The sequence below is a fragment of the Glutamicibacter sp. PAEs-4 genome (genome assembly GCF_051161755.1).
Classification (GTDB): domain Bacteria; phylum Actinomycetota; class Actinomycetes; order Actinomycetales; family Micrococcaceae; genus Glutamicibacter; species Glutamicibacter nicotianae.
In genome coordinates this window covers 1,622,482-1,643,814 of sequence record NZ_CP195017.1, presented here as the reverse complement: position 1 = coordinate 1,643,814, position 21,333 = coordinate 1,622,482, and the positions used below count along the sequence as shown (strand labels likewise).

Annotated in this window: 23 protein-coding genes and 2 tRNA genes; 12 read left to right on the top strand and 13 right to left on the bottom strand. The window is 60.4% G+C overall.

Translation table 11 applies throughout. The features are described 5' to 3' along the window. Nucleotides 1–32: 32 nt before the first annotated feature. Nucleotides 33–965, bottom strand: a complete 933-nt coding sequence (locus ACR9WD_RS07740; protein ID WP_434923131.1) for a zeta toxin family protein — start codon at nt 963–965, stop codon at nt 33–35. A gap of 111 nt (nt 966–1,076) precedes the next feature. Here ACR9WD_RS07740 and trhA point away from each other — a divergent pair, with 111 nt between their 5' ends. After that, a complete protein-coding gene (gene trhA, locus ACR9WD_RS07735) occupies nt 1,077–1,766 on the top strand; it encodes a PAQR family membrane homeostasis protein TrhA (RefSeq protein ID WP_236641076.1) in 690 nt (229 codons plus the stop codon). Nucleotides 1,767–1,854: 88 nt separating this feature from the next. On the opposite strand, the gene ACR9WD_RS07730 is transcribed toward trhA, so the two are convergent. The 3 genes from ACR9WD_RS07730 to ACR9WD_RS07720 all read right to left on the bottom strand — a co-directional run bounded on the left by ACR9WD_RS07730 (nt 1,855) and on the right by ACR9WD_RS07720 (nt 4,708). Then, nucleotides 1,855–3,129, bottom strand: coding sequence for an MFS transporter (locus tag ACR9WD_RS07730; RefSeq protein ID WP_038991536.1), 1,275 nt, complete (start codon nt 3,127–3,129; stop codon nt 1,855–1,857). Further along, nucleotides 3,126–4,295, bottom strand: a complete 1,170-nt coding sequence (gene argE / locus ACR9WD_RS07725) for an acetylornithine deacetylase (protein WP_434923130.1) — start codon at nt 4,293–4,295, stop codon at nt 3,126–3,128. Before argE ends, ACR9WD_RS07730 begins: the two co-directional genes overlap by 4 nt. A gap of 161 nt (nt 4,296–4,456) precedes the next feature. Further along, the gene (locus ACR9WD_RS07720) at nt 4,457–4,708 is read right to left on the bottom strand and encodes a TetR/AcrR family transcriptional regulator C-terminal domain-containing protein (protein WP_434923129.1); all 252 of its coding nucleotides are present in this window, start codon (nt 4,706–4,708) and stop codon (nt 4,457–4,459) included. 647 nt (nt 4,709–5,355) lie between these two features. Between ACR9WD_RS07720 and ACR9WD_RS07715 the strand changes: the two genes are divergently transcribed. Together ACR9WD_RS07715 and ACR9WD_RS07710 are read left to right on the top strand one after the other, a co-directional pair. Continuing rightward, nucleotides 5,356–5,601 carry a hypothetical protein gene (locus ACR9WD_RS07715; RefSeq protein ID WP_434923128.1) on the top strand — a complete coding sequence of 82 codons (246 nt, stop codon included), beginning with the start codon at nt 5,356–5,358 and terminating at the stop codon, nt 5,599–5,601. A gap of 172 nt (nt 5,602–5,773) precedes the next feature. After that, a complete protein-coding gene (locus ACR9WD_RS07710; protein ID WP_434923127.1) occupies nt 5,774–6,196 on the top strand; it encodes a glycosyltransferase in 423 nt (140 codons plus the stop codon). 165 nt (nt 6,197–6,361) lie between these two features. Here the strand turns inward: ACR9WD_RS07710 and ACR9WD_RS07705 are convergent, their stop codons facing one another. From ACR9WD_RS07705 to ACR9WD_RS07690, 4 genes are all read right to left on the bottom strand, one after another. Then, a complete protein-coding gene (locus ACR9WD_RS07705; RefSeq protein WP_204721977.1) occupies nt 6,362–6,655 on the bottom strand; it encodes a transcriptional regulator in 294 nt (97 codons plus the stop codon). After that, a complete protein-coding gene (locus ACR9WD_RS07700) occupies nt 6,642–7,304 on the bottom strand; it encodes a hypothetical protein (RefSeq protein ID WP_434923126.1) in 663 nt (220 codons plus the stop codon). The genes ACR9WD_RS07705 and ACR9WD_RS07700 overlap by 14 nt, the downstream gene beginning before the upstream one ends. 257 nt (nt 7,305–7,561) lie before the next feature. Further along, the gene (locus ACR9WD_RS07695; RefSeq protein ID WP_434923125.1) at nt 7,562–8,170 is read right to left on the bottom strand and encodes a class I SAM-dependent methyltransferase; all 609 of its coding nucleotides are present in this window, start codon (nt 8,168–8,170) and stop codon (nt 7,562–7,564) included. 110 nt (nt 8,171–8,280) lie between these two features. Further along, a tRNA-Val gene (locus ACR9WD_RS07690) sits at nt 8,281–8,356 on the bottom strand. Between the two features lie 191 nt (nt 8,357–8,547). On the opposite strand from ACR9WD_RS07690, the gene ACR9WD_RS07685 reads away from it, so the two are divergent. The 3 genes from ACR9WD_RS07685 to ACR9WD_RS07675 all read left to right on the top strand — a co-directional run bounded on the left by ACR9WD_RS07685 (nt 8,548) and on the right by ACR9WD_RS07675 (nt 10,325). After that, nucleotides 8,548–8,856, top strand: a complete 309-nt coding sequence (locus ACR9WD_RS07685) for a hypothetical protein (protein WP_434923124.1) — start codon at nt 8,548–8,550, stop codon at nt 8,854–8,856. Nucleotides 8,857–9,303: 447 nt separating this feature from the next. Further along, on the top strand, nt 9,304–9,960 hold the full coding sequence (locus ACR9WD_RS07680; RefSeq protein WP_434923123.1) for a hypothetical protein: 657 nt from the start codon (nt 9,304–9,306) through the stop codon (nt 9,958–9,960). An 8-nt stretch (nt 9,961–9,968) separates the two neighbouring features. Next, a complete protein-coding gene (locus ACR9WD_RS07675; RefSeq protein ID WP_434923122.1) occupies nt 9,969–10,325 on the top strand; it encodes a hypothetical protein in 357 nt (118 codons plus the stop codon). 479 nt (nt 10,326–10,804) lie between these two features. On the opposite strand, the gene ACR9WD_RS07670 is transcribed toward ACR9WD_RS07675, so the two are convergent. The 3 genes from ACR9WD_RS07670 to ACR9WD_RS07660 form a co-directional block, all read right to left on the bottom strand. Continuing rightward, nucleotides 10,805–10,880 (bottom strand) — tRNA-Val (locus ACR9WD_RS07670). A 115-nt stretch (nt 10,881–10,995) separates the two neighbouring features. Then, nucleotides 10,996–11,448, bottom strand: a complete 453-nt coding sequence (locus ACR9WD_RS07665; protein WP_434923121.1) for a redoxin domain-containing protein — start codon at nt 11,446–11,448, stop codon at nt 10,996–10,998. Beyond that, nucleotides 11,448–11,864, bottom strand: coding sequence for a DUF3052 domain-containing protein (locus ACR9WD_RS07660; protein ID WP_038991524.1), 417 nt, complete (start codon nt 11,862–11,864; stop codon nt 11,448–11,450). The genes ACR9WD_RS07665 and ACR9WD_RS07660 overlap by 1 nt, the downstream gene beginning before the upstream one ends. A 362-nt stretch (nt 11,865–12,226) precedes the next feature. On the opposite strand from ACR9WD_RS07660, the gene aceE reads away from it, so the two are divergent. From aceE to ACR9WD_RS07630, 6 genes are all read left to right on the top strand, one after another. Then, nucleotides 12,227–14,971, top strand: a complete 2,745-nt coding sequence (aceE, locus tag ACR9WD_RS07655; protein ID WP_434923120.1) for a pyruvate dehydrogenase (acetyl-transferring), homodimeric type — start codon at nt 12,227–12,229, stop codon at nt 14,969–14,971. Between the two features lie 154 nt (nt 14,972–15,125). Beyond that, entirely contained in the window at nt 15,126–16,337 is a 1,212-nt protein-coding gene (locus ACR9WD_RS07650) for a PucR family transcriptional regulator (RefSeq protein WP_434923119.1), read from the top strand. A 176-nt stretch (nt 16,338–16,513) separates the two neighbouring features. Beyond that, entirely contained in the window at nt 16,514–17,437 is a 924-nt protein-coding gene (locus tag ACR9WD_RS07645; protein WP_038991518.1) for an ACP S-malonyltransferase, read from the top strand. Between the two features lie 219 nt (nt 17,438–17,656). After that, nucleotides 17,657–17,902, top strand: a complete 246-nt coding sequence (locus ACR9WD_RS07640) for an acyl carrier protein (protein ID WP_038991515.1) — start codon at nt 17,657–17,659, stop codon at nt 17,900–17,902. Nucleotides 17,903–18,022: 120 nt separating this feature from the next. Continuing rightward, nucleotides 18,023–19,270 (top strand): beta-ketoacyl-[acyl-carrier-protein] synthase family protein, encoded by a 1,248-nt coding sequence (locus ACR9WD_RS07635; protein ID WP_434923200.1) that lies wholly within the window; start codon nt 18,023–18,025, stop codon nt 19,268–19,270. 194 nt (nt 19,271–19,464) lie between these two features. Continuing rightward, nucleotides 19,465–20,040 (top strand): dihydrofolate reductase family protein, encoded by a 576-nt coding sequence (locus tag ACR9WD_RS07630; RefSeq protein ID WP_038991513.1) that lies wholly within the window; start codon nt 19,465–19,467, stop codon nt 20,038–20,040. A 6-nt stretch (nt 20,041–20,046) separates the two neighbouring features. Here ACR9WD_RS07630 and ACR9WD_RS07625 read toward each other — a convergent pair whose 3' ends face one another. Both ACR9WD_RS07625 and ACR9WD_RS07620 read right to left on the bottom strand, forming a co-directional pair. Continuing rightward, nucleotides 20,047–20,382 (bottom strand): VOC family protein, encoded by a 336-nt coding sequence (locus ACR9WD_RS07625; RefSeq protein ID WP_434923118.1) that lies wholly within the window; start codon nt 20,380–20,382, stop codon nt 20,047–20,049. A 351-nt stretch (nt 20,383–20,733) separates the two neighbouring features. Next, nucleotides 20,734–21,237, bottom strand: a complete 504-nt coding sequence (locus tag ACR9WD_RS07620; protein WP_038991510.1) for a DUF3145 domain-containing protein — start codon at nt 21,235–21,237, stop codon at nt 20,734–20,736. Between the last annotated feature and the right edge of the window lie 96 nt (nt 21,238–21,333).

The following is a 21,333-nucleotide window of genomic DNA, read 5'->3' as shown; positions in this document are numbered from 1 at the left end:
GCTATTACCCGGCGGGATTTCTTTTGTCTTCGCTATTTCACCCGCACTAACAGAGCCCCAACGGATTCTCTGCGCAATTCGAGACGCAAGATACACCCATCCGAGTCCATTGCCGCTTCAGGTGCCGTATGGAACACCTTATAGCTGAGTACCGATGGGCAGTTCCGCGCGAATATCTGGGCAACGACGGCTGGCCGGGATCGATGGCCCGGAGCGTCGAAAACCATCTCGGTGAATTCTTCGGGGACCCAGCGCGCACCAAGGTAGTCGTCGCCGTCCAGGGAAGTTTCCTGTTGCTTCTGCCAACGTTCAACAATCCGTTCTTCTGAGACATCCTGCGGCGCGTAAGCCTCTACGACTTGAATTTCGTATCCGGCTTCCTGCAGTTGGGCAGCCAGCTTCTGCGCTGACGCTTCAGATGCGAGGACCTTGTCAATGACGACGTTCAGTCCTCGCGCTAGGCATGCAGCACGTAGTTTTTCACTAAGCATGGATGATTCCTCATGCACCAGGCTCGCCATGTCCATAGGGAAGAACTGCTCACCGAGTTCTTCTCGCTTCCTCACTTCTAAAGGCTTGAAAAAGCTATCGTAGGTGCCATCTTCTAGCGCTTCCCGCATCAACTTCTTCTTGAACTTGTCCGCATCGATTACTACATAGTCGTTTTCATGCCCTTCCAGCAGGTCTCGCAACAGACTGCTCTTGCCGGCACCCGGAGCCCCTGCAAGCACGAAGGCTCGACGCTCGGCTTTGGCGTTGCCCGATACACGCAGTTCTTCGTCGACCAGCCGCCGATGCAACAGATCACGCTCCCCGATGGCCTTCCACGTGTCCGGAGCCACTTCTTCGAACCAGTCAGTATTGCGCACGGAGATGAACGGTGAATCGTTAGCCAGCACTTCGCCTGGCTCATTGAGCTGAGCGATAGTCTTCAGGTGGTCGGTGATTTCGAGCTTATCTGCCATATTCGAATCCTAATCGGGAATAAGCGCGACGCCCGTCCAGCGCGCGGGCAGCCAAGTACCGTATAGTTCGATGACGGGCCCAGCGTCCCGCGCACAATACAAAGGAGACTCATGGCTACCGCACCACTCCCCGCTCCAAGCACAGTCCGGGCAGCGCGCACTTTCGCGCACATCGGCACCGAACGCACGCGCTGGCGCGGGCTCATCCACGCCTGGTCCACCCCGGGCATCATCATCATGAACCTGGTGCTGATCGTGCTGGCCGACGGGCGCTTGGCCGAATGGACCACCGCCGTCTTCGCCCTCTGCTCAATCCTGCTCTTTGGCACCTCGGCGCTATATCACCGCGGGAACTGGACGGACAAGGTTATGGGCCTCTTCCGCCGCGCCGACCATGCGAACATTTTCCTGCTCATCGCCGGCACCTATACCCCGGTCGCAGCGCTGACCTTGCCGGGCCGGCAGGCGATCATCGTCCTGTCGATCATCTGGGCCGGAGCATTGGCCGGGATCGCCATCAAGTCCTTCTGGCCAGCTGCACCGCGCTGGGTAGGGGTCAGCCTCTACATCCTGCTCGGTTGGGGCGCGTTGATGCAGCTGCCAGCTTTCTGGGCCGCGAATCCCGCGGTGATGATCCTGATTCTTGCAGGCGGCGTGGCTTATACGGTTGGGGCGGTGTTCTACGCCACCAAGCGGCCTAATCCCCTGCCGAAAATCTTCGGATTCCATGAGCTCTTCCATGCTTGCACCGTCATGGCCTTCCTCTGCCATTGGACGGCAGTGCTTCTCGTGGCCCTGTAACCGTGCCGGCCAGTTGTTAAAAGCGATCGCCGCAAGCTTCTTCAAGAAGCTTGCGGCGATCGCTTTTATGCATCCGCTACTATGCTGGCTAGCGCTGGCCGTAGCGCTTGCGCACGACAACCAGTCCGAGCAGCGAGATCACGGCAATCGCCATGTAGTACAGGCTGGGCGCATCCAGCGACCCGGTCACGTCAAGCAGCCAGGTCAGCACCAGCGGGGCGATGCCGCCCAAGAGGGTCACTCCCACGTTGTACGCCACCGAAAGGCCCGAACCGCGGATCGCAGCCGGGAAGAGGTTTGAGAGCAACGCCGGCAGCGGGCCGAAGTAGAAGGACATGATCACACCAAGCACCGCAATCACGATCACCATCACGATGACGCTCGGCTTCGAAGTCATCAGCTTGAACAACGGGTAGGCCAGCACGAACGCTGCCACTGCCGCATAGGTCATCACCCTTGCCGGGCCGATCCGGTCGGCCAGATGGCCCACCAGCGGAACACCGCACAGCGTGATGATGCCCGCCGAGATTCCACCCAGGAAGGCTGCATCGGCGGGGATCTTCAGGTTCGTGACGGCGAAGGTCGGCATGTACAGGATCATGTACACCGAAATCGTGGCCACGCCAATGGTTGCCACCGCGGCGAGAACGCGTCCGTAGTGCTGGGCAAACAGCGTGCCCAGCGGCGATTTCTCCTTGGCCGTGGAAATGAACTCCTCGGTTTCCTCCAGCTTTGCGCGAATGTACAGGCCGACCGGCCCGATCAGCAGGCCAACGAAGAACGGCACGCGCCAGCCCCAGCTCTCCAGGGCTTCCTGGCTCAAGCCCGTGGTCAGGAAATAGCCGAAGGCCGAGGCCAGCAGCATGGACGCACCCTGGCTGGCGACTTGCCACGAAGAGTAGAACGCTTTCTTATGCGGTGCCGTTTCAATCAGGAACGCCGTGGCCGTGCCGAACTCGCCACCGGCGGAGAATCCTTGGATCAATCGCGAGAGCAGGATGATCAAGGCACCCGCCACGCCCGCCACTTCATAGGGCGGCGCCACGGCCATGATCAGCGTTCCGAGCATCATCAACCCCAGCGTCAGGGTCAGTGCGCTCTTGCGCCCCTTGCGGTCGGCATAGCTGCCCAGCACCATGCCGCCCAAGGGCCTGATCACGTAGGAAATCGCGAAGGTGGCGAAGGTGAGAATCAGCGCGAACGTGCCATCGGATTCCGGATAGAACACCTTGGCGATCGTGGTTGCAAAGGTGGCATAGACAATGATGTCGAACCATTCAAGGGCCGCACCGATGGAACTGGAGATGACGGCCTTGCGCGCCTTGGCGATCTGTTCTGGCGTAGCCACGGCTCCGGTGCTCATGAGCTGGCCTTTGCAATCAGCGAATCAATGAAGTTCTCGCAGGCTACGATCTGCTCCAGCTCGATGTACTCGTCCGGAGCGTGTGCCTGGGCGATATCGCCGGGACCGCACACCACGGTGGGAATGCCTGCCGCCGCGAACAGCCCGGCTTCGGTGCCATAGGTGACCTTTTCATCGGTGGCAATGGCTCCGCAGGAGGCGGCGAAGGACACGATTTCTTCATCGGGTGCGGTATCCAGGCCCGGAGCTCCTGCCTGCTGGGCGAACTTCACTGAGCAGGCGGGGTTCTGCTCGCGCATTTCGGCCTCCAGCTTGGCCGCTTCGTCGCGGAAGCGTCCGGTGAGCGCCTCGCGGTCCACTACCGCCAGCGAGCGGTATTCGAAGTGGACCACTGCCTGCGAGGGAATGGTGTTCACGGCGATGCCGCCGTCGAACTTGTTCACGTTCATGGTAGTGGTCGGTTCGATGAAGGATTGATCGCGCGGACCATCGCTGCGCAGCTCGGCTGATACTTCTTCGACGAAATTCGCGAAGCGCAGCGCGTAGGAAATGGCGTTGACGCCTTCGGATGGCAGCGAGGAGTGGGCGGCGACACCGTTGAACTCGGCACGGAAAACGTTCATCGACTTGTGCCCTCGGATGGCCCTCATGCTCGATGGCTCCCCCACGAAGCATCCGCGCGGTGCCAGGTTCTGGTCAACGATCTTCTGCACCAGCGACACCGCGCCGACGCAGCCGACTTCTTCGTCGTAGGACAGCGCCAGGTGGATTGGCTCGGCAAGCTTGGCACCGGTGAGCTGGTCCAGCTTGGCGAGGATCACCCCGAGGTAGCCCTTCATGTCGCAGGTGCCGCGGCCATAGAGCTTGCCGTCGCGCACCTGTGCATCGAACGGATCACTGCTCCAGTCCTGGCCGTCCACCGGCACCACGTCGGTGTGCCCGGAGAGCACGATGCCGCCGGTGCGCGTCCCATCGGCCGCGGGGATGGTGGCCAGCAGGTTGGCTTTGGTGCCTTCGTCGTTGTGGATCAGCTGGGAGCTGATGCCGTAGGCGTCCAGCTTCTTCACCACATTCTCGATCAGTGGGAGGTTGCTGTCGCGGCTCGTGGTGTCCACGGCGATGAGCTCGTGGATTTCCTTCATGCTTGCTTCGCTGGGCGCGGTCATCTCGGCTCCTGGTTCTAGGCAACAACGCTATGGACTCATAGTTCCACAGTGGCCCTGCTCCGCCTAGAAAAATTTCGCAGAATGGCTTTCTGGCTAGTTGCGAATAATGCCGGCGCCACGCAGATAGTTCATGATCGCAGCCTCGAGGGCTGCTCGCTGGTTCACGGGCGTTGCCGCTTGGGCCAGCGCAGCTGACAGGTGCGGGTAGCTGCCGTTTCCAATTGCGTGAACAGTGCCGCTGAATCCTGGGGCTGCTGCTGTTCCTGCTCATTCAGCGCAAATGCCATAGTCATGGCGTTGAGCATGGCCAGGCAGTGCAGTTTGGCACCCGCATCCAGCCCGCTGCCATCCAGGGCAGTTAATCCGCGCTCCAGGTAGGCCAAAGTGTTCGGGCCCGTGGCATGCTTGCCCATGGCCAGCCCCGGGGGTCCACGGATGCCGGCGCATGATCCGCAACCCCTGGGTGGCCAGGCCCAGAAGCTGGTGGGCCGCGGAACCGGTGTGAGACTCGAGTTCATATTCAGCGCTGATCTGCTCCACCATGAGACCGCTGAGTTCCTCGTGGGGGTCCAGATAGCGGTAGAGCGATGCAGGGGCAGCTCCGATCTTGGCAGCTACGGCCCTGATTGATACCGACGCCATGCCTTCGGCATCGGCCAGTGCAATCGCCGTCAGGGCGATCTTAGTCTTAGAGTGCCGGGGCTTGGGTCCGGCGCGAGGCTGGATTCCTGGCATTGCTGCTTCTTTACCGCATGGCGCACTGTGCGCCAATCTCCGGTGTGTAGTTAATTGCGAACATCGTTCGCAATTAGTGCTACAGGCGAATCCATACGCTTGCTGATGATCGGACCAGGAACACGCGGCGACGTCGCGCCGATGGCTGGCCATGGCCAGAGCCTGGCGGCCCACGGCATCGATGTCTCCATTGCGGCAAACCCTGCTTACAAGGACCTGGTCGTTACCGCAGGCTGCCGCTTCCGGGAGCCGTCCGGGGACATGAGTGCATTGGTCAAGCCGGCACCCCGGCGCCAAAGCCAGCACCAAGGATCTGCGCTACTGCATGCGGGCGCTCAAAGATTATTTCGAACTGGCAGCTGCCGGAACGATCGCCGCGGCCGAACACGGTGCCGACATCATCATGGCCTATGCGGTAGCACTCTACGCCTATGACATAGCCGAGGCCATGGCGATCCCTGCGATCGGCGCGCACCTGCAGCCCAACGAACCTAGTAAGGCGTACGCGCCCATGGCGTTGGGGTCAGCGCGCAGCTTCGGGTCCCCATCCTCCACGGCTTCAGTTCACTAGTCGTTCCGCGTCCCGCTGACTGGCATGAAGGGATCATCAATTGCGGGTACTGGCAACCGCCGGCCGATCCGACATGGACCCCATCGCAGCGACTGCTCGACTTCCTCAACGATGGCCCACCTCCGGTCTTCATTGGCTTCGGCAGCACGCAGGCACTGGAACCGGCCTCATCATGGATGTTGCCCAGCGCGCTGGAAGACGCATCATCGTGCAAGGGGAACCGGAAATCGACGAACCCTCAGTCCTGGGCATTGGCGCAGTTCCGCACCATTGGCTGTTTCCGCAGATGGCGGCCGTCGTGCACCATGCCGGGGCAGGCACCACGGTAGCAGGGCTGCTGGCTGGTGTCCCAGCAGTTCCAGTACCGATCTTCACCGACCAGCCGTTCTGGGCCCAGCGCATCCACCAGCTCGACGCTGCCGCTCAGCCCATTGACTACAAGCAATTGACCGCACGGCGCCTCGCGGCCTCGATTGCTGAGGTCCTGGCCAACGAGGATCTGGCTAGCGGCGCCCAGCGAATTGCCCGGCGCCTGGTCGCCGAACCTGACAGCTCGATTCCGGTGGCAAGGGCCCTCGAACAGCTCTGCAACTAGTATCGCCCCTGCAGGCCTGGCAGGGGTCGGCAGATCTGGCAATCCGGACAGTCGCAGCGGTATTGCTCACGCGCGGTTCCCATGCCGCCCGGCAACGGAGCTCGTGGTTGCGGCCTTTGGTCACGATCCCCGAAGCATTCCGATAATCGCGGCTCAGGTATACGGTCACACCGAGTTCAGCAAGGAGCGAAGCTGTTCCTTGTAGTCCTCAAAGGCAGTTCGCCCAGCACGCGTCAGAGCGATGTAGGTCACCGGATTCCGCCCTTCCAGGACCTTGTCCACCGCCACATACCCTGCTTCTTCCAGTTTTCGCAGGTGCGTTGCCAGATTTCCTGATGTCATCGACAGCAGGCCCTGCAGCTTGGGAAACGAGATGCTGTCCCCTGCACCCAAGGTATCCAGAACCGTTACGGTCCTCAGCCGCGCTTGGGCGTGGATGACCGGGTCAAGCTCCTGCATGCCCGCCTCGGATCAACGAACCTGAAACCAGCTCCGGCTTGCTGCCGTGTAGCAGGCCCAGCACAATGAACCCCAAGCCGCCCAGCACTCCAGCCAGGAGATTCAATGGCGCCGGTGCAGCCAGCGACAACAGCGCAATGGCCAGGATCCAGGCTCCGAAAATCAGCTGGGTCCGGTCATTGAAGAGCAGCGAGCCGGCAACCACCAATACGCCGATGACCAGGCACAAGCTGCTGAGAGCAAAAGTGACCATGCCCATGGAGCTCAGCCCTTCGGCATGCAGCCGCCACCCCAGCAGGGCGGTGATGATCATGCCGAGGCTGAAGGTGTTGCCATAAATAGCGCCTTGAGCCATCGATGGCCCCTTGGTCCCCGAGCCGCGCTTGGCCGAATGCACTGCGGATATCACGATGGCGATGAGAAATGCGGCAGCCGCGATGCCGATACCAACCGCTGCAGGCAGCAGTGGCGAACCTTGCGGCGCCAGCGCGAAGTAGAGGCCGAGGAAGGCAATGATCCATGCGCCGCCCCAGATTGAAAACAGCAGATGCTGGTTCGGGCTCATGCCCTCACGGGCTTGCTGTGCGTCCGCCTCGATTCCCTGCAGAATGCGAGCCGGGTCGATTTCCTTGCTATTCCCGCTGTCCATGGCGGTCTGCCTCCTCCGGCGTGTGCCGTTTCCGAGACGCAAAGCGATACGTGATGAAAACCACTTTGCATTGCAAAGTCTAAGATAGCCCTGCCGCCCACTAGCCGCAAGAGGCGCGTTCTGGCCGCGGGACAGAATTAAGTCCCGGGAAATTCCATACAACAGCAGAAGGCACAGGCCAGAGGTAGTTCACGAGGCTTTGCACCATGCCATGAACCGCAAATAATTTTTCCTGCAGGGCGGCTAACTGCTTGCAGCTATTCGCGTCCGAGCACGGCCACCAGGAAATCGTCGGCAGGCAAATGGAAGTTCCATGTCGAATAGCGTTGCTGAATTACCAACCCCGCCTCTATGGCATCGGATTCGAAGTCAACGAACTCGTACCCACGTCCGGAACCGAAGCCGATGATCATGCGTCCGTCCGACGCCAAGTGCTCGCGCAGCTGCTGCAGTGATGGCAGGCGTTCGGACTCGGATAGGAAAGTGACAACATTGCCGGCGGAGACAATCAGATCGAATTCCTGCTTCTCCCCCGCTTCATCAGCAACTGTGAATTCAGCGAGGTTCCCGACCTGCCATTGGGCATTGGGGTACTCCGTTCGCGCAACTTCGATGAGGTGCGGGTCGAGGTCGACGCCCACGACGTGGTGTCCTTGCTCGGAAAGCCAGCCGCCGATGCGCCCGGTTCCGCATCCGGCATCCAGGATCCTGCTGCCGCGGGCAACCATTGCGTCAACGGCGCGTGCTTCTCCGAAAATATCCTGGCCTTCGGCGGCGAGCGTGCGCCAGCGCTGGGCGAAGTTCTGCGAGTGGTCCGGGTTCTTGCGCACGGTGGCGAGCCAAAAGTTTTCTTCTGATGCAGTCATGAATCCAGTTTCGCACCTTCAGCGGACTTCGGCGATTCGACGGCCACGTCCAGAAAACGAGAAGAGACCGTTTCAATCACTGTGAAAAGTGATTGAAACGGTCTTCGTTGTGGTGGGCCCTACCGGGATCGAACCGATGACATTCACGGTGTAAACGTGACGCTCTACCAGCTGAGCTAAAGGCCCTCCTGCAATGGGTGAACTCGGAAATTGCTTTCCTTCATCCCTCCGCTGCAACAAGTAATAATCTAATGCATCCCGAACTGACTTGGCAACTTGATATGGGGGTTTTCGCTAAAGAGTGCCGAGCGTCACCCGTTAGGCAGCTTCCGTACCAACATTCCCATTCTGTTTCAGGGACACGAGTGAACGAGTGCGTGAACAGAAAACTCGCAACTGCCGGCCTTGCCCTATGCCTGATCCTTTCAGGCTGCGCCTCCGGGAATATCTACACCGATGCACCACCACGGCCGTCAGCAATTGACGATATGGCAGCTGAACCTGTAGACCTGACCGGCCTTGGGAGGCAAAGCAACTCAAGGGGTGATGATTTCTACCAGGAAGCGGTGACCGAAGACTGCGTCGTAACCATTAATTGGGTCACGAATAATGGCGACACCAAGTCGGTGTACCGGGTTGGCCGATTCCAAGCACCCAAAGATGCGGCGCAACCATCCATCAGATAACCCATGGCGTTTTTGCCAGCTATGCCACCAGAGTCACTTATTGGCCAAGCCTGGCCATGAATGCTGTTATCCAAAAGAAACCGGCTGGATGATTGTGTGGTCCGAACCATCAAGCGCAACATCTTTCCGGTAGAGGTGATCATCTTCCGGAGGAGTTCCAGGAGAGACTCGGTTATCTTAGCCGGATGATCTGAATTTCGACTCGATTCACCGGGCTACGCCTGTTTCCGTTCCCTGCATTTGGGGCGAATAGGACTCTAATCACGAAATTCGTTATCAAACTTTAATCTTAAATAATAGGTGGTCAACTGACAGTCAGTAAATCCTACTGCTAGGTTTTAACTGCAATGGCAACCGACTGAAATCAAAGAAAAGGACGCACGGTTGCGGAATTTCCGAAAGTTTGTGGCGGTCGCCTGAACAGGTGCTCTAACGCTGAGTCTGCTCGTGGCTGGCGCACTGCCGAGCTCGGCAGCAAGCAGAACAACCGAGCAGGAGGTGGCAAACGCCGCGACGCTCGAAATGAGCGTGCCGGAATATAAGTCAATGCGAGAGCTGGCCGAAACGGGCCAGGTTGAGCTTTGGGCTAATGGGAAAAAGTTTTTGCCTAACAGTGAGGACAGCTGGCCGCAATCAATCCGCAACCTGCCAATCGGCAAGACATCTTTATACCAGGCGAAAACGTGGGGCGCCTGCGGTGTCAAAACCGCCAATAATAAGCATGTTCGAACCTGGTATGTAAACAAAACGCCGTATGCGCGACTCGCTGCGGTTTTGAATTGTGGAACCTGGACTCCGAAGAACCCCAATGGAGGCTGGGGCTACCGTCATATCGCCGGGAAACATGGCGGGGAGTGGAAGCAACTGGCCGCGCAAGTGGCATTTGACACGAACTGGCGGGATATTGGAGACTTCGCGATCAATGACGGTTTGACTAACATCTACTCGGGTACAAGAAATCCTGCCAACAGCACCTTCCGCTACAAAGGTAAAATCGAACTAAAACGGTATGACCGACGAACTATAAAGACGTACTACACCACCGTCGCTGTCGACCAAAGAGATCGCCGCATAATTACCGCTTACTACCGGAGCAAAAAATAGGGGTCTAAGTGCGTGACTTTTCAGGCAAAGTGGAGCAATTCAAGTACCAACTTTCGGGGCTTGGTGAGGTATCAATAGTTCCTCTGGTTCAAGAGGGATACGTATTTTTGCGATATAAGGACTCCCAAGAGCTATACGCATTCGACTGCCCTTTTGAAGAAGTCCTGAAACACGCAGTTCAATCCGGTGGAGAAGATCTCTGGCCTGATATGGATCCGCTTGAAGCGCAATTGGCTCTTTTCTCAGTGCATGTCATGGAAACGATCGATACAGCTCCGGATGAGGCGCACATTTTGAGCTTTGGCGACCGGGGGCTTAAGGCCGTTAAGGGCAAGTTACCGGCGGCAGCAATTGGTGAAGATTAGAAAAATGAGTGACCATGATGCAGATCTCTGGGTAGTCCCCATAGGCATGTGTCGTCTTTACTAGGCCTGAAATGCCCGGTTCCCGCACGGGAGCCGGGCTTTCCCGCATCCTGCGGGTATGACTGAGACCTAATTACTAAACGGGAACAGTCTCACCTAGATCTTGCAAATCCTCACCAGACTCGCGTTCCGATCCGTCAGAATACCCTGACCCAAGGGCTCTCAGGGTTGTTCGATCCGGATTTGAATGACCTGGGTTTGCCTGTGGAGTTGATGATCCGACCTGCGCCGATTGCTGATGCGGCGTGGCCTTACGTATTTCTTACGTTTGGCTTACGTTTCGCTTACGTGCTTAGAACGGAGAAAGAGCGCGCAAGAGATTCAAATACGCCTAAGTGTGTGATCCTAGAAACAGCGTGTAAACGCAAGAAAACCCGCCCTAGCCAGCCTGTTTAGGCTAGTCGGAGCGGGTTTTATTTTGGTGGGCCCTACCGGGATCGAACCGATGACATTCACGGTGTAAACGTGACGCTCTACCAGCTGAGCTAAAGGCCCTTACCATGTTCGCTTTTGCAAGCCAACGAGGAATAACTCTACACAGGTATCTGCACACAGGCAAATCGAGGAGCCTGTTTTTCCAGTGAACCAGAACACAGTTACCATCGGCAGGCTAAGAGCTGCGCTCCACCGCCGCCTTATAGTCTTCGACGCTTCTTGGCTGGGTCATCTCGCTGCGGAAAATATCGCGCACCTCACCGTCGACCAGGTACAGCGACAGCCTCGTTGCGACCCCGCGTTCGTGATCGAAGGCGTCGGCCTGTTGGGCCACTGCCCCGTGTGGCCAGAAGTCGGCCAGCAGCTCGAATTGAAGGTCGAGGGACTGCGCGTAATTGCGCAGGGTGAACTTATGGTCCACGGAAATGGCAACGATGCGCACCTGGTGCCGCTCGAAGAATTCGTAGTGCTCTTGGAGTGTCGCCAGTTCCGACCCGCATACCCGTGAAAACGCCCAGGGATAAAAGACAACCAGCACCCGGCCTTTGGACAGCCCGGTACTGGTTATCGTTTCGCCGTACTGATTTTCCAGCGAGAAGTCGAACAGGCGTGAACCTGCTTGGATCATTAGTTCTTCTTACGCGGGGCGAGGCGGATTGCGGACCAATCCTCCGAGACACCTTCACTAGTAGTTACGTGCAGGCCGGCCGATGGGGCCTCCTGCTGGATCAGCGATGGCGATACATGTCCCTCGCGGCCCTGCTTCGGGGTGAGCAGCCAAACGACGCCCTTCTCATCCAAGCAGTTCAGCGCGTCCATCAATGCGTCAACAAGGTCTCCATCGCCGTCGCGCCACCAGTAGATGACTGCGTCGACAACGTCATGGTCCTCTTCGGTGAGCAGCTCTGAACCAATCAGGTCCTCGATCGAATCGCGCAGATCGTAGTCCACGTCATCGTCATAACCCAGTTCCTGAATAAGGTCTTCATTAGCGAAGCCCAATTTTTTGGCGGGCTCCAAGTTTGCCGATACGGCGTCGCTCACTTCATTCCTCCTGCTGGTGCAAAGCGTTACTACCAACGAAACACGGTTTTGCTGTTCCATTCAAGCGCTGCAGCGATAACACGCCGAACAAATATAACCCAGATTCCAGTGACCCACACCATAACGACATGAGCATAAAGAAGATAGACACCATACACAGTTGCGTAAGTCACTTTAAATATCTGCTTTAAACCGGTTTTTGCTCGAAATCTCGACTCCAAAGATGATCTTTTGACACTAGAGTTGCATATGAACCGGCAGTGCACATCATTCCAGTGTTACTGCACCCGTTGTCCCAATACCGGTGCACCGCAGCGCAAAACTGCACAGCGTCGGAGCCGCAATTCAATCAAGGAGCTTCAGTGGCTGTAGAGGAACACATCTCCCAGATCCGTAGCGGGTTGACTTACCAGCTGTCCGATCGGGATCCTGAGGAAACTCAGGAATGGATGGACTCGTTTGACTCCCTCGTAGAAACCCAGGGCACCGAGCGTGCCCAGTTCATTATCCGTTCGCTGCTGCAGCGCGCAGGTGCCAAGTCCGTGGGCGTGCCGCACGTGACCACCACCGACTACGTGAACACCATTCCTGTAGACCAGGAACCAGAATTCCCAGGCGATGAGGCCATCGAGCGCCGCTACCGCGCCTTCATGCGCTGGAATGCCGCCATCATGGTGCACCGCGCGCAGAACCCTAATATCGGCGTTGGCGGACACATCTCCACCTACGCTGGTGCAGCGACCCTGTATGAAGTAGGTTTCAACCACTTCTTCCGCGGCAAGGACCACCCAGGCGGCGGCGACCAGGTCTTCTTCCAGGGCCACGCTTCGCCGGGCATGTACGCCCGCGCCTTCCTCGAAGGCCGCCTGTCCGAGGAGGACATGGACGGGTTCCGCCAGGAGAAGTCGAAGGAAGGCCACGCGCTTCCTTCCTACCCGCACCCGCGCTCCCTGCCTGACTTCTGGGAATTCCCGACCGTGTCGATGGGCATCGGCCCGGCCAACGCCATCTACCAGGCGCAGCTGAACCGCTACCTGCACAACCGCGGCATCAAGGACACCTCGGACCAGCAGGTCTGGGCCTTCCTGGGTGATGGCGAAATGGACGAGCCGGAGTCGCGCGGCTTCCTGCAGCTGGCCGCCAACGAGAAGCTGGACAACCTGAACTTCGTCATCAACTGCAACCTGCAGCGCCTCGATGGCCCGGTTCGCGGCAACGGCAAGATCATGCAGGAACTGGAAGCCTTCTTCCGCGGTGCCGGCTGGAATGTCATCAAGGTCGCTTGGGGCCGCGAGTGGGATGCCCTGCTCGAAGCAGACAAGACCAACGCCCTGGTTGACATCATGAACCAGACCCCGGATGGCGACTACCAGACCTACAAGGCCGAGTCCGGCGCGTTCGTCCGCGAGCACTTCTTCGGCCAGCGTCCGGAAACCAAGGAATTGGTTGCCGACATGACCGACGACGAGATCTGGAACCTGAAGCGCGGCGGCCACGACTACCACAAGGTCTACGCCGCCTACAAGGCTGCCGTGGAGTTCAAGGGCAAGCCGACCGTCATCCTGGCGAAGACCGTCAAGGGCTACGGCCTGGGTTCGCACTTCGAGGCTCGCAACGCGACCCACCAGATGAAGAAGCTGACCATGGAAGACTTGAAGAAGTTCCGTGATCACCTGCGCATCCCGATCACCGACGAGCAGCTCGAAGCCGACCTGTACACTCCTCCGTACTACCGCCCAGCCGAGGATTCGGCCGAGTACAAGTACATGATGGAGCGCCGTGCGGCCCTGGGCGGTTCGGTGCCTACCCGCCGCCAGGAAACCTCGAAGAAGCTGGCCCTGCCAGGCGAAAAGACCTACGCGATCGCCAAGCGCGGCTCGGGCAAGCAGCAGGCGGCCACCACCATGGCCTTCGTTCGCCTGCTCAAGGACCTGATGCGCGACAAGGAATTCGGCCACCGCATCGTGCCGATCGTTCCGGATGAGTCCCGCACCTTCGGCATGGACTCGTTCTTCCCGACCGCGAAGATCTACAACCCAGGTGGCCAGAACTACCTGTCCGTGGACCGCGACCTGGTGCTGGCCTACAAGGAATCCCCTCAGGGCCAGCTGATCCACCCGGGCATCAACGAGGCCGGCGCCGTCGCCGCGTTCACCGCTGCCGGCACCAGCTACTCGACCCACGACGAGCCGCTGATCCCGATCTACGTGTTCTACTCGATGTTCGGCTTCCAGCGCACCGGCGACCAGTTCTGGGCCGCCGGGGACCAGATGACCCGTGGCTTCATCATCGGCGCCACCGCCGGCCGTACCACCCTGACCGGTGAGGGCCTGCAGCACGCCGACGGCCACTCGCCGATCCTGGCGTCGACCAACCCGTCGGTGATCACCTACGATCCGGCGTACGGCTACGAAATCGGCCACATCATGCGTTCCGGCCTGGAGCGCATGTACGGCGGAACCCACGCCGATCCGAACGTGATGTACTACCTGACTGTGTACAACGAGCCGATCAGCCAGCCAGCTGAGCCGGAGAACGTCGACGTCGAAGGCATCATCAAGGGCATCCACCTGCTCAAGGAAGCTACCACCGACGGCCCGCGCGCACAGCTTCTGGCTTCGGGCGTGGCCGTGCCATGGGCACTGGAAGCGCAGTCCATCCTGGCCGAGGAGTGGGGTGTCTCCGCCGATGTCTGGTCGGTCACCTCGTGGAACGAACTGGCCCGCGACGGCCAGCGCGCCGACGCCGAGGTGCTCGTGGATCCGTCGAAGCCGCGCCGCACCCCGTACGTGACCTCGAAGCTGGAGTCCACCCCGGGCCCGGTCATCGCGACCACCGACTACATGCGCGCCGTTCCTGAGCAGCTGCGCCCATACGTGCCAGGCGAGTTCCACACCCTGGGCGCTGACGGCTTCGGCTTCTCGGACACCCGTGCGGCAGCCCGCCGCTTCTTCAAGATCGATGCGCACTCGCTGATCGTGCAGACCTTGCAGTCGCTGGTTGAGCGTGGCGAAATCCCTGCGGACACCGCAGTGAAGGCGCACGCAAAGTACGATCTGAACAACCCGAATGCCGGCAAGTCCGGCAACGCTGGCGGCGACGCCTAGCATCCGGGTTCCCGGCGCTGGACTAGCATCTGGCACCGGCCCGGCCGGCCGCCCGGCAACGAGGATTCTTCGTTGCCGGGCGGCCGGTTCATTTAACCCCGGCTTCACTTGCAGTGCCGGGCACGGGAGCGGAAAAGAAACTAAGCTGGAAACCATGAGTCCTGACATGGATGCCGCCGCAACTCCGAAGAACCGTCCCAGCCGATCCCAGGCGCCCAGCAGTGAAACGCTCAAGCGACTCAAGAGCCATATCGGCGTGCTGTCCACCGCAGCGCTGAAATACCTGGATCAGCAGCTGCCCTGGTACCGCTCGCTGGCGCCCAACGAGCGCGCCGCCCTGGGACTCATCGCCCAGAAGGGCATCTCCACGTTCGTGACCTGGTACGAAGACCCTTCCTCCACCCCTTCCTGGGTGGTCACCGATGTCTTTGGCGCCGCCCCCACGGAGCTGACCAGGTCCATCTCCCTGCAGAAGGCCCTGGGCCTGCTGCGCACCATTGTGGAAGTGGTCGAATCCCAGGTGCCGGACATCGCCGCCGAACACGAGCAGGCAGCCCTCCGCGAAGCCGTGCTGCGCTATTCTCGCGAGGTCGCCTTTGCCGCCGCCGATGTCTACGCCCGCGCCGCGGAAACCCGCGGGGCATGGGACTCGCGCCTGGAGGCGCATGTGGTCGACGCGGTGCTGCACGGCGAAGCCCACGACTCGCTCTCCTCGCGCATTGCCGCCATCGGCTGGAAGTCGCAGAAGAACATCCGCATCCTGGTCGGAACCACCCCTTCGTCCAACCCGGCAACCTTCGTCTCGGCGCTGCGCCGCATGGCCATCCGCTACTCGCGCGACTCCCTGGTGGGCGTGCTTGGCGACCGCTCGGTGCTGATGCTCTCGGACACCAAATTCGAGGAAGCCGACCTGAGCCGGCTGACCCGGTTCTTCGGTCCCGGCCCGCTGGTCTACTCCCCTCTGGCCCCGACGGTCAAGGAAATGCACCACGCCGCGGCCGCGGCCGTGGCCGGATTCAGTGCCGCCAGGGCTTGGCCGCAGGCACCGAATCCAGTCAGTGCCGATGACCTGTGGCCAGAACGCGCCTGCAACGGCGACGAGCTGGCCCGCACGGCACTGGTGGAGCAGGTCTATCTGCCGCTGCAGCAGGCATCCAACGGCCTGGCCGAAACGCTCTCCAGCTACTTGGCCCTCGGCCACTCGCTGGAAGGCACCGCCCGCGAGCTGTTCGTCCATGCGAACACGGTGCGCTACCGGCTCAAGCGGGTCAGCGAAGTCACCGGCTGGGATCCGCTGGTTCCCCGCGATGCCTTCGTGCTGCAAACCGCATTGCTTTTCGGCCGGCTCCACGAATCGAACTTGTAGGCTTCAGCCAAAGAACGCCGGGCAGCCATGACGGATATTTCCGTGTTGATCGCGCATTACCGCGGAATTCAGCTTCTGGATACGTTAGGCTTTTGTGGAGATCCTACAAACAGTCACCTCGAGCTTGGTACTCAAAAGAAGCGCCAAAAGCTCCCAACATTTGGAAAGCTGTAAGAGTGTTAGCAATCGTTTGCCCCGGACAGGGCTCCCAGACCCCAGGTTTCCTTACCGAATGGCTCGACGTCGATGGCGTTGCCGAGCATCTGCAGGCGCTCAGCTCGATCACCGAGCGCGACCTCACCGCCCACGGCACCACCTCCGATGAAGAGACCATCAAGGACACTGCCGTCGCCCAGCCCCTGATCGTCGCCGCTGGCCTGGTCACCGCGCGTGCGCTCTTCGGCGAATCGCTTCCAGCCGGTGCCATCGTTGCCGGTCACTCCGTTGGCGAGATCACCGCTTCGGCGTTGGCCGGCGCGCTCGACGAGGCTGACGCCATGAATTTCGTGAAGGTGCGCGCCAACGCCATGGCCGAGGCCGCAGCCGCCACCCCGACCGGCATGGCCGCCGTGCTCGGCGGAGATCCCGAGGAAGTCCTGGCCAAGCTCGACGAGCTGGGACTGACCCCTGCCAATGCCAACGGCGGCGGCCAGACCGTGGCCGCAGGCACCCTGGAGCAGCTCGCTGCCCTGGGCGAGAACCCGCCAGCCAAGGCGCGCGTGATCCCGCTGAAGGTTGCCGGCGCATTCCACACCGCGCACATGCAGCCAGCAGTCGGCACCCTGCAGGAACTGGCCGATACAATCACCCCGAAGAACCCTTCGGCATCGCTGCTCTCGAACTTCGATGGCCAGGCCGTAGCCGATGGCCAGGCAAATCTCGATTCGCTGGTCGCCCAGGTCTCCCGCCCGGTCCGCTGGGACCTGTGCATGCAGACCCTGGCCGAGGCTGGCGTGACCGGCGTGCTGGAACTGGCACCGGCCGGAACCCTGGTGGGCTTGGCCCGCCGCGGCCTGAAGGGCGTGAAGACCCTGGCAGTGAAGAGCCCCGCGGATCTGGAAGCAGCCAAGGCGTTTATCGCCGAGCACACCGCCAACTAGGCTGGTGCGCCATTCGAAGATTGTGCTCGCCGGTAACGTCATGTTGCCTGCCCCGAGCGCATCTCTGGCCTAAGCTTTAAACCGACGAAACCTGCCACGCATCGCTGATGCACCAGCAAAGTTTCATTAAGCCGGCTGGAACCGGCTCCTGGAAACAGGATCCGGACCCAGCCACAAAAATGACCGGAGTCCTCCGGCTAAGAAGAAAAGGAGCCATCCATGGCTAGCAACGAAGAAATCCTGGCGGGCCTCGCCGAAATCGTCAACTCCGAGACCGGCCTGGACGAAGCAGACGTGCAGCTGGACAAGTCCTTCACCGAGGACCTGGACATCGACTCGATCTCGATGATGACCATCGTCGTTGAGGCCGAGGAAAAGTTCGAGGTCAAGATCCCTGACGAAGAGGTCAAGAACCTGAAGACCGTCGGCGACGCCGTCAACTTCATCGCTGCGGCACAGGCCTAAGCTTCCTGGCGTTCATCGCCACACCGTTGCGCGGGCAAGCCGCGCACGCGGGCCGGTACGTCAAGCCGGCCCCCTGAATTTCCAAGCACAGTTCTTATTCGCACAGTAGAGAGTTTGATGATGGCGCGCAAAGTAGTGATCACCGGTCTCGGAGCCACCACCCCAATCGGCGGCGATGTCCCCACCCTATGGGAAAACGCCCTGAAGGGCGTCTCCGGTGCCGCACCCCTGGAAGACGACTGGGTCAAGGAATACGACCTGCCGGTCACCTTCGCCGCCCGCGCTGCTGTGCAGCCGACCGAGGTGCTGACCCGCCCGGAGACCAAGCGCATGGACCCATCGACCCAGTTCGCTGTAGTCGCGGCCCGCGAAGCCTGGGCCGATTCCGGCCTGGTCAAGGAAGAAATGGACCAGAACAAGCTGGCCGTAGCCTTCGCTACGGGCATCGGCGGTGTCTGGACCCTGCTCAACGCCTGGGACACCCTGCGTGAAAAGGGCCCGCGCCGCGTGCTGCCGATGACCGTGCCAATGCTGATGCCCAATGGCCCTGCCGCTGCCGTCTCGCTGGATCTCGGTGCTGCCGGTGGCGCGCACACCCCGGTGTCGGCGTGCGCTTCGGGTACCGAGGCGATGCACGTAGGCCTGGATCTGATCCGATCGGGCAAGGCCGATGTGGTCATGGTCGGTGGCGCAGAAGCCGCGATCCATCCGATGCCGCTGGCCGCCTTCTCGTCCATGCACGCGCTCTCCCGCCGCAACGACGATCCAGCCAAGGCTTCGCGCCCCTATGATGTCGACCGCGATGGCTTCGTCATGGGCGAAGGCGCCGGTGCACTGGTGCTGGAGGCCGAAGAGCATGCCATCGCCCGCGGCGCCCGCATCTACGCCGAACTGGCAGGTTCCTCGGTGACCTCCGATGCGCACCACATCACCGCTCCGGATCCGGATGGCCTGGGCGCGACCCGTGCGCTGAAGGCCGCCATGTTCGACGGCCGCATCCAGCCAGAGGACGTCGTTCACGTCAACGCCCACGCAACCTCCACTCCGGTCGGCGACAAGCCGGAATACACTGCGCTGAAGAGCGCCCTGGGTGATCAGCTCGACAACGTCTGGGTTTCGGCGACCAAGTCGCAGATGGGCCACCTGCTGGGTGCCTCGGGCGCTGTGGAGTCCGTGCTGTGCGCACTGGCCGTCTATTACCGCAAGGCCCCGGTGACCATCAACCTGGACAATCAGGATCCGGAGATCCCCTTGAAGGTCGTCACCGGGGAGCCAGCGCAGCTGCCAGCCGAAGGCACCATCGTTGCTCTGAACAACTCGTTCGGCTTCGGCGGCCACAACGCTGTCGTAGCCATCCGCAGCGTCTAATCGCTTCGGCAGTAACACGAACGCACACCACTGGGTTGGCTGGAGGAAATCCTTCAGCCAACCCAGCGGCTTTTAACCTGGGAGCAATTGGCGGGCAGCCATTGCTTCGGTCCTGACATGTTGGTTAGGCTCAAGTACCGCCTCGAATCGGAGGCACCTGACGGTACTTGGCCTAGAGCAAAGGATCCTTTCCCATGCGCACCCTGATTGCCACTTCTTTCGTATCCCTGGATGGCGTCGTCGAGGCGCCGGGCGGTGAACCGGGCTACCGCAATTCAGGCTGGACGGTGGATTCGGTCGACTTCGACCCGGCCGCCTATGAGCTGAAGGGCACCGAGCAGGCCGAGGCCAGCGCGATGCTCTTGGGCCGGCACAGTTACGAGTCGTTCTCTGCGGTATGGCCGTCAATGACCGAGGAATTTCCGCAGTACAACGCGATGCCCAAGTTCGTGCTGTCCACGACCTTGCGGGAGAAGGACCTGGCCACGAACTGGGGCGAGACCACCATCTTGCGTTCGGTAGCCGATGTAGCGCGGCTTCGAGCCGGCGACGGCGGACCAATCAGCATCCACGGTTCCGCGACGATGGTCCACTCCCTGCAGGAGCATCAGCTCATCGACCAATACAACCTGCTGGTCTTCCCAGTCTTGCTCGGTGCCGGCAAGCGCCTGTTCAGCGACACAAGCCTGGATGCGCAGAAGCTGAAGCTCGTCGATTCCCAGGTGTACTCCAACGGGATCCAGAAGAACATATTCAAGGTCCAGCGCTAGAGGATCCTAGCCAGCCACTGGCAGATAGGGCCGGGTAATTAATTCCAGGTAGTGCCCGGAAGGGTCAAGCAGATAGACGCCCCTGCCACCATGGTCCCGATTGATCCGCCCTGCCAGCTGCCGTTGCGGGTCTGCCCAGTGCTCGATTTCCCGCTTGCAGACCGTGGCGTACGCACGATCGAAATGCTCATCATCAAGCAGGTAGGCGTAATGCTGCGGCGGGAAGTCGATCGGTGGTGCGGCGAACTGCAGCAGGACGCCATGAGCCAGGCTGATGTTGGCAAATGGTCCCCAGCCCGGTTCCTCGCGTGCTTCGAGCAGATCCAGGTAGAACTTCGCCATGCGCTACGGGTCCAGTGAAGCGATGATGGTGTGGTTGAACTGTGCGGTCATTCTCTCCCTTTCGTGTATCAGATGTGCTGTTCATCGGTTGAATGCATCTGGCACGGGAGGTCCGCGAATCAGGGAACGACCAGATAGCCGTTCCGGGAGTGGCCTGCAACGGCCTGGCTGGTCTTCATCGCCACCGAGCATAGCACTGGCAAGCGACGCGACGCCACAATCGCAGTTCTAATGGCAAGAAGTGGGATCCCCGGCATGGGATCCCACTTCTTTGTTGGTAACAACCCCGCACCAACGGGGTCATTTCTGGGTGAGCTACGAAAAGTCACCCAGAGACTAATTAACCAGTCGTTATACCACCTGGTTGAGCCATCGTACAGGCGCATCTTCGCCCGCGTGACGGAAAGGTTCAAGTTCTTCATCCCAGGGCTCGCCAAGGGCGATGGACATTTCCTGGTAGAACACCGACGGGTTGCCGTCGCCTTTTTCATAGGCCCAGCGGATGCGTTCTTCACTGACCATGACATTGCCAGCGCAATCGACAGTGGCGTGGAAGATACCGAGGTCAGGGGTCACGGACCAGCGGCTTCCGTCAGCCCCAGGGCTCGGGTCTTCGGTGATTTCGAATCGAAGGTGCTGCCAGCCGTGCATTTCGCTGGTCAGCAAGGCGCCGGTACCTTGGGTACCAACCCACTCGATTTCGGCGCGACAAAATCCGGGTGCGACGTGCTGTTCGGTCCACTCCATCTTTACTGGAGTGCCGAGCACGGACCCGATTGCCCATTCCAGATGTGGGCATAGCGCTGCAGGGGCGGAATGAATATAAATCACGCCTCTGGTCATCGGTGCAGACATGCCATCCTCCGTTGCGGTGTTGATCGTCTTCCCCTACGTCAACATCGTTCCGGTGCCATCGCCGCCGATACTTCCATTTTGCCTGATGATGAGGGC